Origin of the sequence: Aequorivita iocasae (assembly GCF_016757735.1) — a bacterium.
Classification (GTDB): Bacteria; Bacteroidota; Bacteroidia; order Flavobacteriales; family Flavobacteriaceae; genus Aequorivita; species Aequorivita iocasae.
Genome location: NZ_CP068439.1, coordinates 611259 through 625393 on the forward strand (window position 1 = coordinate 611259; position 14135 = coordinate 625393).

The 14135-nt window shown below is 37.6% G+C and carries 16 protein-coding genes and 2 tRNA genes; 9 read left to right on the forward strand and 9 right to left on the reverse strand.

Annotation, left to right across the window (positions count from 1 at the left end; translation table 11 throughout):
* Positions 1-4 precede the first annotated feature (4 nt).
* The 3 genes from JK629_RS02960 to JK629_RS02970 form a co-directional block, all read right to left on the reverse strand.
* Complete coding sequence (locus JK629_RS02960; protein WP_202337149.1) at positions 5-196, reverse strand: hypothetical protein; 192 nt, start codon at positions 194-196, stop codon at positions 5-7.
* A 102-nt stretch (positions 197-298) separates the two neighbouring features.
* A complete protein-coding gene (gene galE / locus JK629_RS02965; RefSeq protein ID WP_202337150.1) occupies positions 299-1318 on the reverse strand; it encodes a UDP-glucose 4-epimerase GalE in 1020 nt (339 codons plus the stop codon).
* Positions 1318-2475 (reverse strand): DegT/DnrJ/EryC1/StrS family aminotransferase, encoded by a 1158-nt coding sequence (locus JK629_RS02970; RefSeq protein ID WP_202337151.1) that lies wholly within the window; start codon positions 2473-2475, stop codon positions 1318-1320. Before JK629_RS02970 ends, galE begins: the two co-directional genes overlap by 1 nt.
* Positions 2476-2589: 114 nt before the next feature.
* On the opposite strand from JK629_RS02970, the gene JK629_RS02975 reads away from it, so the two are divergent.
* The 4 genes from JK629_RS02975 to JK629_RS02990 all read left to right on the forward strand — a co-directional run bounded on the left by JK629_RS02975 (position 2590) and on the right by JK629_RS02990 (position 4772).
* Entirely contained in the window at positions 2590-3825 is a 1236-nt protein-coding gene (locus JK629_RS02975) for a 3-deoxy-D-manno-octulosonic acid transferase (protein ID WP_202337975.1), read from the forward strand.
* 153 nt (positions 3826-3978) lie between these two features.
* Entirely contained in the window at positions 3979-4200 is a 222-nt protein-coding gene (locus JK629_RS02980; RefSeq protein ID WP_202337152.1) for a hypothetical protein, read from the forward strand.
* A 23-nt stretch (positions 4201-4223) separates the two neighbouring features.
* Positions 4224-4475, forward strand: a complete 252-nt coding sequence (locus tag JK629_RS02985; RefSeq protein ID WP_202337153.1) for a hypothetical protein — start codon at positions 4224-4226, stop codon at positions 4473-4475.
* Between the two features lie 45 nt (positions 4476-4520).
* Entirely contained in the window at positions 4521-4772 is a 252-nt protein-coding gene (locus JK629_RS02990; protein ID WP_202337154.1) for a hypothetical protein, read from the forward strand.
* Positions 4773-4805: 33 nt separating this feature from the next.
* Here JK629_RS02990 and JK629_RS02995 read toward each other — a convergent pair whose 3' ends face one another.
* Positions 4806-5588: a LexA family transcriptional regulator gene (locus JK629_RS02995; RefSeq protein WP_202337155.1), complete on the reverse strand. Its 783-nt coding sequence runs from the start codon at positions 5586-5588 to the stop codon at positions 4806-4808.
* Positions 5589-5691: 103 nt separating this feature from the next.
* Here JK629_RS02995 and JK629_RS03000 point away from each other — a divergent pair, with 103 nt between their 5' ends.
* The 4 genes from JK629_RS03000 (at position 5692) to JK629_RS03015 (ending at position 8546) form a co-directional block, all read left to right on the forward strand.
* Positions 5692-6975 (forward strand): putative DNA modification/repair radical SAM protein, encoded by a 1284-nt coding sequence (locus JK629_RS03000; RefSeq protein WP_202337156.1) that lies wholly within the window; start codon positions 5692-5694, stop codon positions 6973-6975.
* Positions 6972-7739 carry a TIGR03915 family putative DNA repair protein gene (locus JK629_RS03005; protein WP_202337157.1) on the forward strand — a complete coding sequence of 256 codons (768 nt, stop codon included), beginning with the start codon at positions 6972-6974 and terminating at the stop codon, positions 7737-7739. The genes JK629_RS03000 and JK629_RS03005 overlap by 4 nt, the downstream gene beginning before the upstream one ends.
* 52 nt (positions 7740-7791) lie before the next feature.
* Positions 7792-8031, forward strand: a complete 240-nt coding sequence (locus tag JK629_RS03010) for a hypothetical protein (RefSeq protein WP_202337158.1) — start codon at positions 7792-7794, stop codon at positions 8029-8031.
* An 80-nt stretch (positions 8032-8111) separates the two neighbouring features.
* Complete coding sequence (locus JK629_RS03015) at positions 8112-8546, forward strand: hypothetical protein (RefSeq protein WP_202337159.1); 435 nt, start codon at positions 8112-8114, stop codon at positions 8544-8546.
* 16 nt (positions 8547-8562) lie between these two features.
* Here JK629_RS03015 and JK629_RS03020 read toward each other — a convergent pair.
* The 3 genes from JK629_RS03020 to mutS form a co-directional block, all read right to left on the reverse strand.
* Positions 8563-8646 (reverse strand) — tRNA-Leu (locus JK629_RS03020).
* A gap of 60 nt (positions 8647-8706) precedes the next feature.
* Positions 8707-8779, reverse strand: a tRNA-Gly gene (locus JK629_RS03025).
* 98 nt (positions 8780-8877) lie between these two features.
* Complete coding sequence (mutS, locus tag JK629_RS03030; protein WP_202337160.1) at positions 8878-11493, reverse strand: DNA mismatch repair protein MutS; 2616 nt, start codon at positions 11491-11493, stop codon at positions 8878-8880.
* 132 nt (positions 11494-11625) lie between these two features.
* Between mutS and JK629_RS03035 the strand changes: the two genes are divergently transcribed.
* On the forward strand, positions 11626-12171 hold the full coding sequence (locus tag JK629_RS03035) for an RNA methyltransferase (RefSeq protein ID WP_202337161.1): 546 nt from the start codon (positions 11626-11628) through the stop codon (positions 12169-12171).
* An 8-nt stretch (positions 12172-12179) separates the two neighbouring features.
* On the opposite strand, the gene JK629_RS03040 is transcribed toward JK629_RS03035, so the two are convergent.
* Both JK629_RS03040 and JK629_RS03045 read right to left on the reverse strand, forming a co-directional pair.
* Positions 12180-13091 carry a geranylgeranylglycerol-phosphate geranylgeranyltransferase gene (locus JK629_RS03040; RefSeq protein WP_202337162.1) on the reverse strand — a complete coding sequence of 304 codons (912 nt, stop codon included), beginning with the start codon at positions 13089-13091 and terminating at the stop codon, positions 12180-12182.
* 49 nt (positions 13092-13140) lie between these two features.
* On the reverse strand, positions 13141-14079 hold the full coding sequence (locus JK629_RS03045; RefSeq protein ID WP_202337976.1) for a mevalonate kinase family protein: 939 nt from the start codon (positions 14077-14079) through the stop codon (positions 13141-13143).
* Positions 14080-14135 lie beyond the last annotated feature (56 nt).

Consider the following 14135-nt stretch of genomic DNA (forward strand, 5'->3'; position numbering starts at 1 on the left):
CTATCTATGCGCTTATCCTACAATCTGCACAATCTTTCATTTTGCCATAATAGGTTTCACGGTATTTGTGTACTGTTTTAAAGGGAACTTTCAAAAAAGTTTTTTTGATGTAAATCACATTAGTGGTAAACATCCCCATTTTTTCTGTAAATCTTTTTTCCGTTTTTGTTTGTCGTTTCACTGAAACTAACTTCATAATTTTTGTTTATCGGTTTGTGGCAAAGAAACAAAGGCTCGTTACCAATTCCAAATTTTAAGCGTTAAACCTTTTATAAAAACAAATATAAGTTGCTGATAATTAAATATTTCTGATTTTCTTTTCCCACTTCCACGCGGATTCAAGAGCGTCTTCCATCGTTTTTTCAGCTTTCCATCCCAATACTTTATTTGCCTTTTGGGTATCTGCATAAACAGCTATAACGTCTCCCGGTCTTCGATCCACAATTTTATAATTCAGTTTTTCGCCCGTTGTTGTTTCAAAAGAATTTACAACTTCCAAAACTGAGCTTCCTCTGCCCGTTCCAAGATTGAAAACCTCAAACTGGGTTTCATTTTTTTTAGAAAGTAATCGTTGTAACGCTATAACGTGCGCTTTAGCCAAATCCACAACATGAATATAGTCGCGTACACAACTGCCATCTTCTGTAGGGTAATCATCTCCAAATACAGAAAGTTGTTCCCGAACCCCAGCCGCCGTTTGGGTTATAAACGGCACTAAATTCTGCGGCACTCCCGCCGGAAGCTCTCCGATTTCTGCCGTTTCGTGCGCCCCAATAGGATTAAAATACCGCAACGCAATCGATTTTAAAGCCGAAATACAACACGTATCCTTCAGTATTTCTTCACTTATTTGTTTTGTATTTCCATAAGGTGAAGTAGCAGGCTTAACCGGCGCATTTTCTGTAATAGGAAGGGAATCCGGCTCGCCGTAAACGGTGCACGACGAACTAAAAATAAAATTCTCAATTCCGTAAGCATTGCATTCTTGAAGTAGATAAATAAGCGTATTCAGATTGTTTTCGTAATAAAGCAATGGGTTTTGAACGCTTTCGCCCACAGCTTTGCTAGCGGCAAAATGGATAATTCCTTCAATATCTTGATTTTTTTTGAAATAATCTGCAACATCGGCTTTTAAGCGAAGATCGAGCCGTTCAAAAGTTGGGGCTGTTTTAGTAATATTTGTAATTCCTTCCAAAACATCTAAAGATGAGTTTGAGAGATTATCGATAATTAAAACCTGATAACCTGAATTTTGAAGTTCAACAACGGTGTGGGACCCTATATAGCCCAAACCGCCAGTAACGAGTATTTTTTTCATTATTTGGTAACGAAATTTATAACAGTTTCTGTAATATACTTAATTTGATCATCATCAAGTTCAGTGTGCATAGGCAGTGAAATTACTTCTTTTACCAATTGATTGGTAACTACAAAATCTTCTTCTTTATAGCGCTCATCTTTATAAGCCTTCTGAAGATGCAGCGGAATGGGGTAATATACCCCGCACGGAATTCCTTTCTCGTTTAAATGGTTAACCAACGCATCTCGATCTGTATTTAATATTTTTAAAGTGTATTGGTGAAAAACATGACAATCGCATACATCGCAGATGGTTTGAGTGTTGTCACAAAAACCGGTGGGTGTAATAATATTTTCAATTCCAGCTAAAGCTTCACTATATTTTCTTGCTGCATTTCTACGTGCTGCATTATATTCGTCCAAATGTGGCAATTTTGCACGAAGCACAGCCGCTTGGATGGAATCCAATCTACTGTTAACACCAACCACATCGTGATGGTAACGCACGTACATACCATGGTTTACAATTCCTCTAATTATGTGGGCCAAATCATCATCATTTGTAAAAATAGCACCGCCATCTCCATAACATCCCAGATTTTTTGATGGAAAGAATGACGTGGAAGCCACGTGCCCAATGGTTCCAGTTTTTTGTTTAGTACCATCTTTTGAAGTGTAATCGGCGCCAATACCTTGTGCGTTGTCCTCAATTACATACAGGTCGTGCTCTTTGGCAATGGCCATAATTTCGTCCATATTCGCCGCAAGGCCAAAAAGATGGACTGGTACTATCGCTCTGGTTTTTGGTGTGATTGCTTTTTTTATGGCTTCTATATCTATATTGAAATTTATGGGATCCACATCTACCAAAACAGGTGATAATTGCAAAAGCGCTATCACTTCTACGGTTGCTGCAAATGTGAAATCGGCCGTAATTACCTCATCACCGGGTTTTAGGCCAAGTCCCATCATTGCAATTTGCAAAGCATCTGTTCCGTTCGCGCAGGGAATTACGTGCTTTACACCTAAATAATCCTCAAGTTCCTTTTGAAATTCGTGGACTTCGGGACCGTTTACAAATGCAGTGGTTTCTATTACATTCATTATGGAGCTGTCCACGCGCTCTTTTATATTTTCATATTGACCTTTTAAGTCAACCATTTGTATTTTCTTCATGCTGCTGAAATAATATTGAATTCGGTAAAATTACGAAAATGATATTTGTTAAGAGTTAAGTTATAAGATTAGGTTTTGGTATTTGGTACTTGAAATTTGGTATTTTTGTTCGGTATGCACACCATCTACAATTTACTGATTCTCATTGCCTCTTTTCTTTTAAAGATTGTAGCGCTTTTCAGCAAAAAAATGAAACTTTTTGTAAACGGCAGGAGAAGTGTATATGAAACACTTCAGCAAAAAATCTCCGCTACCGACAAAACCATTTGGTTTCACTGCGCTTCTTTAGGAGAGTTTGAACAGGGGGTGCCCATAATGGAAGCAATAAAAAAATTAAAACCCGACCATAAAATTGTGGTGAGTTTTTTTTCGCCTTCGGGATATGAAATAAAGAAAAACACACCTTTGGCAGATGCAGTGGTGTATCTTCCAATGGATACGCCGGCCAATGCAAAAAAGTTTATTTCTGCGGTTCATCCATCGCTTACCTTTTTTGTGAAATATGAGTTTTGGCCCAATTATCTTTTTGAGCTTCAGAAAAAGAACATTCCCACCTTGTTGGTTTCGGGTGTTTTCAGGGAAAGCCAAATCTTTTTTAAACCTTACGGCGGCTTTATGCGAAAGGTATTAGCTACTTTTGATCACTTTTTTCTGCAGGACAAAAATTCTGAAACGCTTTTAAAAAATATTGGTTTTACCAACACTCGTGTAAGTGGCGACACACGTTTTGACAGGGTTTCGCACCAAATTGAAATGGACAACACCCTAAAATTTGCAGAAGATTTCAAAGGAAATTCGCTCTGTGTTGTCTGCGGAAGCACCTGGCCCGAAGATGAAGCCGTACTTCTGCATTATATAAATTCCGCTCCCGAAAACGTAAAATTCATCATTGCTCCCCATAAAATAGAAGCAGATAAAATCGAGGATTTCACTAAAAGGATTGTAAAAAAAACAGTGCTTCATTCAAAAATAGACGATGTAAATATATCAGATTATTCTGTTTTGATAATTGACTGTATCGGCTTGTTGAGCAAATTATACAGCTATGCAGACATAGCGTATGTAGGCGGGGCGATGGGCAAAACGGGACTTCATAATATTTTGGAACCTGCTACATTTGGGGTGCCCATAGTTATAGGAAAGAATTTTGAAGCATTCCCAGAGGCGAAAAGACTTCGGGGTTTAGCGGGTTTGTTTTCAATTTCAAACGCTTCGGAATGCACTGAAATTCTTAACAAATTAATTCTAAATGATTCATTTCGAAATAAAACAGGGTTGATTGCTGGGCATTTTGTCAATAAAAATACAGGCGCAACCAAAAAAATAATTGATTACCTTAAGACAGATTGAAAACACCCAAAACTGATATTTTTAAGAAAATCAATTCATTCTTAAAATACATTTTACTTAATTAATACTATTTTCACAATTTTTAGCATATAATTATACATTTCAAGAATTTTAAAAGCTAGATTTGTTTTAACATTTAAAAACAATCTAATTATGAGAAAACTGTTTATTGCATTCGCAATAGTTTCATTAGCCTTTGGTTCATGCCGTGAGCAAAAGACTGAAACCAAGGAAGTAATTCGAGAGGTAGAAGTTGAAGTAGAGCCAGAAACCCCAGAAAATGAGGGAATTCTTGAAAGGACTGCAAAAAAGGTGGATAAAGAGGTAAATGATGAAATTGACAAGAAAATCGAGGACATCGGTAATGATGATTAAATCGGATTCTAAAACTCAATATTATGAAAAAACTAATTTTAAGTTTCGCTCTGGTAGTTGCCTTTGGAACAAGTTTTATTTCTTGTCGTGAAAATAAAAAAGCCGACGATGTTGAAGATGTAGTTGATGATGTTAATGATGCTATGGAAGATGCTGAAGATGAAGTTAAAGATATAACAGATGATGATGCTACAGATCCCGTAGAAAATACTATTCAAGAAGGTGTAAACGAAATTCAAGAAAATACCGGTACCGGCGGAACAGATGATATTTAAACAAAATCTTTAATACAACCTAATTAACTTTTAAAATCAACAATTATGAAAAAAGTAGCATTATTTATTTTAAGTGCAGCATTTATTTCTGCAAGCTTTACTTCTTGTCGTGAAAACAAAGAAGAAGTAACTGAAAAAGAAGCAATCATCCAAGAAATGCAGGATGAAGGCGCCGATGTGAAAATCAAAGAAGACGGCGGGGACACTAAGATTAAAATGGAAACCGACGAGAAAGAAGTAAAAATTAAAAAAGATGAAGATGGGGATACTAAAATAAAAATTGACGAAAATAATTAACCCCCAGCTTTAACTATAAAAAAACCGACTGTTTCAGTCGGTTTTTTTATTTACAGTATCTCTCATTTGAGTTTTAAGCTCTTCCATAGATTGTTGTAGCTGACGGAGCAAATTACTCTCGGAGGGTTCATCAACCCCAAACGTTAATTTGCTGTTGACCATCCAAAGCTCTTGAATATCTTTAACTTTTACATTTATTGGCAAATATTCCGTATTCAACGAAATGAGCCGAATACGCTGTGGGTTATTAGGAATTTTCTGAAGTTTTTTCACTAAAACTGAATCCCTGAGCACAACAATATAAATCTTACTATCCGTCGCCTCGTTAATACTTGGTACGGCACGGCCCAACACCCATTCATTCGGTTTAATGTTTGGCAGCATACTGTCCCCTTCTACTTGAAAGCCGCGATATGACGCATTCCTATATTCTGGCAAAGGAATATTAAAAGCTGGTAAGGTTTGGTACCAACCCGTGTCATGAATATTGTTTGGATAACCGGCCGCAGCTTTCTGGTTTACCAGAAGAATACTGTCATTACCGGTGGTGTCTACAGTTAAAACCTTAGGACTTACATCACCTCGCGAAGTATTTATATGCTTTTCAAAACTTTTGCCATAAATCCATAAGGGATTGATATTGAATTGGGCCATAAGCTCCATAATAACTTTTCCCGTTATTTTAGTCTTACCCCTTTCAATATCAGCTGTAGTTGCACCAATATCTAAAATTTCAGCAAAGGATTGCTGAGTATAATTGAGTTCTTCACGCAACTTTTTAAAACGTTGCGCTTCAATGGGTAGCTGTGTTTTCATACCCAAATATATACTATTTTGGAAAATATCCAAATAATTTTTTGGATTATATCCATTAGGGTTGGAATATTTCCTTATTTTTGGCAATACTCCAAATTTTGCTATGGATTTTAATCGAATAAAAGAAAAACTCAGCATTTTAGCCGATGCTGCAAAATATGATGTTTCCTGTTCTTCAAGTGGAAGTAAAAGAGAGAATAAAAACAACGGCCTAGGCAATAGCAGCGGAATGGGCATCTGCCATAGTTATACTGAAGATGGTAGATGTGTTTCGTTGTTAAAAATTCTGCTTACCAATCATTGCATTTTTGATTGTGCTTACTGCGTTACGCGAAAAAGCAATGATATAAAGCGTGCCGCTTTTAAAGTACAGGAAGTGGTAGACCTAACCATAAATTTTTACAGGCGTAATTACATTGAGGGTCTTTTTTTAAGCAGCGGAATTTTCAAAAACGCAGATTACACAATGGAACGCTTGATAGCCGTGGCAAAAAAGTTGCGTGAGGAAGAAAATTTCAACGGATACATTCACCTAAAGTCCATTCCAGGTGCAAGCGATGAATTAATGCGGGAAGCTGGCCTATATGCAGATCGTCTTTCCGTAAATATTGAAATTCCCACAGAAAAAGGCTTGAAATTACTAGCACCGGACAAAAACAGAAAAGATTTTATAAAACCTATGGAAAAAGTTAAAAATGAAATTATTCAATATAAAAATGAAAAAAGCCTCTTAAAAAAAGTTCCGCTCTATGCCCCAGCAGGACAAAGCACACAAATGATTGTGGGTGCCAGTGGTGAAAGCGACGCAGAAATCATGTACACTTCGGCATATTTTTATAAATCATTTAATCTAAAAAGGGTTTATTATTCAGGTTATGTTCCCATTAGTCACGATAATCGACTACCCGCCATTGGCACACCCGTTCCTTTTATACGTGAAAATAGACTCTACCAAACAGATTGGCTCCTTCGGTTTTATGGTTTTGATGTTCGCGAATTGCTGAATGCGGAGCATCCTAATTTAGAATCAGATATTGATCCCAAATTAAGCTGGGCCCTCCGCAATCTAGACCAATTTCCTGTAGATATAAATAAGGCAGATATGCAAATGCTACTTCGAGTGCCGGGTTTGGGAGTTAAGTCAGTTCATAAAATTATAGCTGCACGCAAGTATCGAAAACTTAACTGGGAAAATCTTAAATTAATTGGCGCTTCCTTGAATAGGGCAAAATATTTTATAACCTGTGATTCCAGAATTTTTGAAGGAAAAGATAGGACTGCCTCACAATTAAAAGGATTGATAATGAATGGCTCTGAAAGCAAATTCAGAAAAGAGTTAAATACCCAGCTAAATCTGTTTGAAAATCCAAGTTTTCAGTCTGCATGAAATTCATTTTAATTTATGATGGAAGCTTCGAGGGGCTTCTTTCAGCCGTATTCTACTTTTATGAACATAAATTGGACGATGCTTCAATTGTAAAAAAAGAAAACTCCCAACCTAGCTTTTTGTATATAGACAAGGAAATAATTACGGACTACGGAAAAGCAAAACGTGTTTGGAAGGGACTTTCAAAAAAAGTTTCGGTACGAGGGAGAGAAAAAATCTACAAAGCTTTCTTAAGTGAAATCCCAACAATTGAAAATGCTATATTACACTTTATAAAACGCACTTTTTCTTCTGAAGTATCTATTGAGAATGATTACAGTGACCCCATTATTCTTGAAATAGACAAAGTTTCAAAAAAGGTGGATCGCGAAAAACACAGGATGGATGCCTTCGTACGCTTTCGATTAACTAACGATGGAATTTATTTTGCGACCATTGAGCCAGATTTTAATGTTTTACCCTTAAATATGGAACATTTCAAAAAAAGATATGCGGATCAAAAATGGCTTATTTATGACCTGAAACGTAAATATGGTATTTTTTACAACCTCCAAAAGGCAGCATTAATTGAGTTGGAAATTTCTGCTGAAGTAAACAGCACCACAAGGGCTCTTACATATTTTACGGTAGATGAAATGCATTTTCAAAAACTGTGGGGCATCTACTTTAAAAACAGTAATATACCAACCCGAAAGAATATGCGTTTGCATATAAAACATATTCCAAAAAGGTATTGGAAATATTTACCCGAAAAAAAGTTTTGAATTAATTTTTTAATTACTTTTGCCCACTATTAATCACTAATCTATTTCAACAATGAAAAAAGTATTTTTATCACTTGCCGCTCTTGCTTTAGTTGCTTCAGTTTACTCTTGCAGAGAAACCAAAGAAGAAAACATGGAAGAGTCTGCTGAAACTATGCAAACTGAAACCGAAGAAGCAATAGACAACGCTGCTGAAGCTACTGAAGATGCAATGGAAGATGCAGGAGATGCTGTAGAGAACGCTGCTCAGGAAACTGAAGAAGCTGTTGAAGACGCTACTGACGGTCAATAAGCATTTTTTGCTAAAAAACCTAAAAGCCCTTTCAAATTGAAAGGGCTTTTTTTATTTTGTAACCTCAATTTTTTAAAGGTATGCTTGAGACTCTAACAGAAAAATTAAGAAAAGTTTCCTTCGCGGAAGTGTGCATTTATAGCATTCTATATTTGGTAACTGGCATTCTGATGAATAGCATCGGAATTTATTTTGAAATAGTCCGTTTTGAATATTGGTGGCAAATAATTACCTGTTACGTACTCTATATGGTACCCATTTCAATATTGATAAAAGAATATTCCTTTTTTAACCAATACTGTTATGGACTTTTGGCAATAGGAATATTAGAGCTTTCGGGCTATACTTTCCAAACCTCATACGTATATCCTAATAATATACTGTCTCAATTGTTTACTCCATACAATTTAACCCTAGCAATGACGCTGTTTTTCGCAGTTTACTTTCCGCTGGGTAATATGTTGGTAAGCTATATCTACAAAAAACTCCCTTTACAAAAAAAGCTCCTTCAATAAAGAAGAAGCTTTTAAGTACTCGAGGCGGGACTTGAACCCGCACGACCAGATGGTCACAGGATTTTAAGTCCGGCGTGTCTACCAATTCCACCACTCGAGCAGTTGTCTATACAACTCGGACTTAACAAAAAATGCCGAATTGCATCGGCATTCAAGGTTGAGCGAAAAACGGGATTCGAACCCGCGACCTCCACCTTGGCAAGGTGGCGCTCTACCAACTGAGCTATTTTCGCAGAATATTTAATGAACGTCGCTTCACATTCAAAGCGGGAGCAAATTTAAAAATTTTACTTCAAAAGCAAAGTCTTTTTTGATAAATTATTGCTGAAATTTACTTTTTCAATTTAACCGAAGCATTCCGCTGTAACATCCGCCTAATTTCGTTCAATTTCATTAAGGCCTCCACAGGTGTAAGTGTATCTATATCAATCTCTAATATTTCCTCACGAAGTTCTTCCAGCAATGGATCGTCCAGTTTAAAAAAGCTCAATTGCATTTCTTCTTTGGAAACAGCCTTCATTTCTTCGGTCAGTTCTTCGGAAGCGTGGCTTTTTTCGAGTCTTTTCAAAATTTTATTTGCGCGTTGAAGAACGGCTTGCGGCATTCCCGCCATTTTTGCAACGTGAATTCCAAAACTGTGGTGGCTTCCTCCGGGAACCAATTTCCGAAGAAAAAGAACATTATCCTTCAATTCCTTAACCGAAACATTGTAATTTTTTATCCGCGGAAAAGTTTCCGTCATTTCGTTCAACTCGTGATAATGGGTCGCAAACAACGTTTTTGCTTTGGAAGGGTGCTCGTGAAGATATTCGCTAATTGCCCACGCAATGGAAATTCCATCGTACGTGCTTGTTCCCCGGCCAATTTCATCCAAAAGAATCAAACTCCGCTCCGAAAGATTGTTCAGAATACTCGCCGTCTCGTTCATCTCCACCATAAAAGTAGATTCGCCCATCGAAATATTATCGCTTGCGCCTACTCGGGTAAAAATCTTGTCCACACAACCCATTCGCACTGCCGAAGCCGGAACAAAACTTCCCATCTGCGCCAATAGAACAATCAGGGCCGTTTGCCGAAGAATAGCAGATTTCCCGCTCATATTCGGCCCGGTTATCATAATAACTTGCTGGTTTTCGCGGTCAAGGAAAACATCGTTCGCAATATAAGGTGCGTCTGGCGGAAGTTGTTTCTCAATTACCGGATGGCGCCCTTCTTTTATATCCAAATCAAAAGTTTCGTCTAAAAGCGGGCGCGTGTAATTTGCTTCTTTCGCTTGCGTTGCGAAAGAACAAAGACAATCCATTTGCGCAATCAATGCCGCATTTTGCTGCACCGAACCTATAAACTGAAGCATCCAATCCACCAATTTTGAAAAAATTTCCTGCTCCAAAGCGAGAATCTTTTCCTCGGCGCCAAGGATTTTTGTTTCGTACTCTTTTAATTCTTCGGTAATATATCTTTCGGCGCTAACCAATGTTTGTTTACGGATCCATTCCGGCGGAACTTTGTCCTTGTGGGTGTTTCGAACTTCTATGTAATATCCAAAAACATTGTTAGAAGCTATTTTAAGTGAAGAAATCCCGGTGCGCTTGGTTTCGCGTTCAAGCATTTCATCAAGATATTCCTTTCCGTTTGCTGAAATATTCCGCAATTCGTCCAGAGTTTCTGAAAAACCCTCGGCGATTGAATTTCCTTTCAGAATATTTACCGGAGCTTCCTCAAAAAGTGTTTCCTTTATTTTATTACGAAGCAATTCCAAATCGTGCAATTGTTCGCCAATAATTTTCAACGATTCGTTTTTGGAATTCAGCGCCAAAACTTTTATGGGAACAACTGCTTCCAAAGAATTTTTAAGTTGGATAACCTCTCGCGGATTCACTTTGCCCGTTGCCACTTTTGAAATCAATCGTTCCAAATCGCCGATGCGTTTGGTGTATTGTTGGATTTTTTCTAGAGTAATCGGGTTGTCGAGCAAAAAGCTTACAACTTCGTGACGGCGGTTTATTTTTTCGGTATTTATCAAAGGAAGCGCCATCCACCGCTTCAAAAGCCGCCCGCCCATAGGCGAAATGGTTTTATCAATGACATCCAAAAGCGTAACCGCGTTCTGCTGATTGGAATGGTACAGTTCCAAATTGCGGATGGTAAAACGGTCCATCCACACGTATTCATCTTCCGCAATACGCGCCAATTTCGAAATATGTTGCAATTTTGTGTGGCGTGTTTCACTTAAATAATGAAGTGCAGCGCCTGCAGCGATTATGCCTTCTTCCAAATGATCTACGCCAAAACCTTTTAAATTTTTAACGTCGAAATGTTTTGTAAGCGTTTCAAACGAATAATCGCTTTGGAAAATCCAATCTTCGAGATGGAAAACGTGATAATTATTTCCAAAAGTTTCAGAAAAAAGTTTTCGTTTCTGTTTTGAAAAAAGCACTTCGGAAGGGTTAAAATTCTGAAGCAATTTATCAACATATTCCGCTGAACCTTCCGAAACCAAAAACTCGCCCGTGGAAACATCCAAAAAAGAAACACCTAAATTCTTCGACCCAAAGTGTACAGCAGCCAAAAAATTGTTCGATTTTGATTGCAAGATATCATCATTAAAAGCAACCCCAGGTGTAACCAGTTCCGTAACGCCACGCTTTACGATTGTTTTGGTCATTTTTGGATCTTCCAATTGGTCGCAAATAGCAACCCGGCAACCCGCCATAACCAGTTTTGGCAAATAGGTATTCAAGGAATGGTGCGGGAAACCGGCAAGCTCAGTCCTATCGCCACCGTTGTTACGATGTGTGAGCGTAATATTTAAAATTCCCGCCGCACGCACGGCATCTTCTCCAAAAGTTTCGTAAAAATCACCCACACGGAACAGCAGCAAAGCATCGGGATACTTAGCTTTTATAGTATTGTACTGCTTCATTAACGGGGTTTCCTTCTTCGCCATAAGTCAAAAAAATCTTTAATCGATAAATGTAACTAAAATGCTGTTTTCTTTAAAATGAAGTGATTAGGATTTATTGGGTTTTATCAACAATTCGCTTCAACTTTTGCCACCGAACGATTAACTTTGCCGCCTATGAAAAATCGAAAACTGAAAAACAGCGAATTGGACCGTATAAACCCCGAAGAATACAAAGCTTCGGAAAAAACGCCCCTTATAATCATCCTCGATAATATTCGCAGTTTAAATAACATCGGTTCTGTTTTTCGCACTGCGGATGCTTTTTTGGTAAAGAAAATCTATCTCTGCGGCATTACCGCAAAACCACCGCACAAAGACATCCAAAAAACCGCTCTTGGCGCAACGGAAAGCGTGGATTGGGAATATGCTGAAAACACACTCGATGTAGTTTCAAAACTAAAGCAGGAAGGTATTTTTGTAGCTTCTATTGAACAGGCGGAGCTTTCCGTAAATTTGAATGATTTTTCAGTTCAAAATAATTTAACCTATGCAGTTGTTTTTGGAAACGAAGTGAAGGGAGTTCAACAAAAAGTAGTCAGTGCAAGCGATGCCGTGATTGAAATTCCACAGTTTGGGACGAAGCATTCACTTAATATTTCGGTAAGCGTGGGGGTGGTGGTTTGGGATCTTTTCACAAAACTGAAAAATAATAGCCTCTAATTTCAAATCTAGGAAAAACGGCTTAACAGTAAATCTACATCTATTAACACAATACTAAAAACTCCGATGACGATGGCAAACTTCAAAATATTGTGCAACACCATATAATGTATTTTGTTTTTTGAATACCACAAAACCGCGAGAAACACAGCTAGGCCGACGATACTTGCATAAAAATAGTAGTCCATATAGCCTATTTCTTCCTTAAATTTTGTGATGAGCAAAATGATGGGCGCAAGCGTTAACATACTCAGCACAGTCAACATTCTTTTTGAAGTCTTTTCACCATAAACCACGGGAATAGTTTTATAGCCATGTGTTAAATCGCCTTTTAGGTTTTCGAGGTCCTTTACCAATTCGCGCATAGAAATAAGCAAAAACAAAAAGGTAGCATGAACGAAAATAACCACGTCAAAATTTGCATAATGCACAAATATTGCAAAGAAGGGAACTACAGCCATAATGGCCGCAGTAATATTACCAATGAATGGATATTTTTTAAGCTTATGGGAATACAACCAAAGGAAAAATATATAAATTGAGAAGAATAACACTGCTCTAAAGGAAACATAACTTGCAAAGATGACCGATAAAAAGTTGAGCACAAAATACGCCGAAAGCTTGGTGCGCTGGCTCACAAGTTTGTCCAGCATGGTTTTACGCGGACGGTTTATTAAATCCTTTTCGCTGTCATAAAAACTGTTTATAATGTATCCGCCGGCAATTGCTGAAGAAGATGCCAAAACGAGCATCAATAAATTTACATCAAACAAAACCTGCCTCACAGGCAAATCAGACGCTAAAATATAAATACTAGTAAGGTATTGTGCAATAACAATAATTAGAATGTTATAGCCGCGAACCACAGAAAACAAGCTGAAAAACTTTAGCAGGAAGAGTTTTTGTTTTCGGTTCAGCATAAAATTTTAGGATTGAAGAAATCTAAGAGGAATTTCAGAAAAAGTATTCCTAAAAACTATAAACCACTTCCAGATTATAATCTTTCAATGCTTTGCGCGCTTCGTCAATATTCTCGGTGAAGCCAAGCATATAGCCACCACCGCCTGAACCGCATAATTTTAGGTAGTATGCATTGCTATCTATTCCCTTCTTCCACAGTTTGTGAAATTGTGCGGGAATCATAGGTTTAAAATTATCGAGCACTACTTTTGAGAGTTGCTTGATGTTTCCAAAAAGTGACTTTACGTCACCTTTTAAAAAATCATCAACACAGGCATCGGTATGTTTTACAAATTGGTCTTTCAGCATATTGCGAAAACCTTCCTGTTTCATATTTTCCATAAAAATCTGGACCATCGGCGCGGTTTCGCCAGTACTGCCGCTGTCCAATAAAAACACGGCACCCTTTCCATTTTCAGTTTGTGAAGGTATTCCAGCCGGCTCAATATTATCCTTGGAATTGATCAAAATGGGAAGGCTCAAATAACTATTCAAAGGGTCTAGACCTGAAGATTTTCCGTGGAAAAAAGATTCCATTTCGGCAAAAATAGCTTTTAAGGAAAGTAACTTTTCCCGTGTTAAGTTTTCAAGCACGGTAATCTTATTATTGGCATATTTATCATAAATAGCCGCCACCAAAGCGCCACTGCTACCCACTCCGTACCCTTGGGGAATACTACTGTCAAAATACAATCCGGCTTCAACATCCTTTTTTAAGGATTCCATATCAAAGGTAACCAAGTTTGGGTCTTCCTTTTGAAGCGTTTCCAAATATTCAGCAAAGCGTTTTAAACTCGCATTTGATTTGTGGGTAGAAACAGTGTGGTGTTTATCAATTTTTAGCGCACCATTGTAAAAATTGTACGGAATTGATAATCCTTTGGAATCTTTAATGATTCCATATTCACCGAAAAGTAAAATTTTTGAGTAAAAGAGGGGGCCGCGCATAAATTGTGTTGTTATAGCTATAAAAATACAGATTTTAATTCTGAAATCCGCGACAA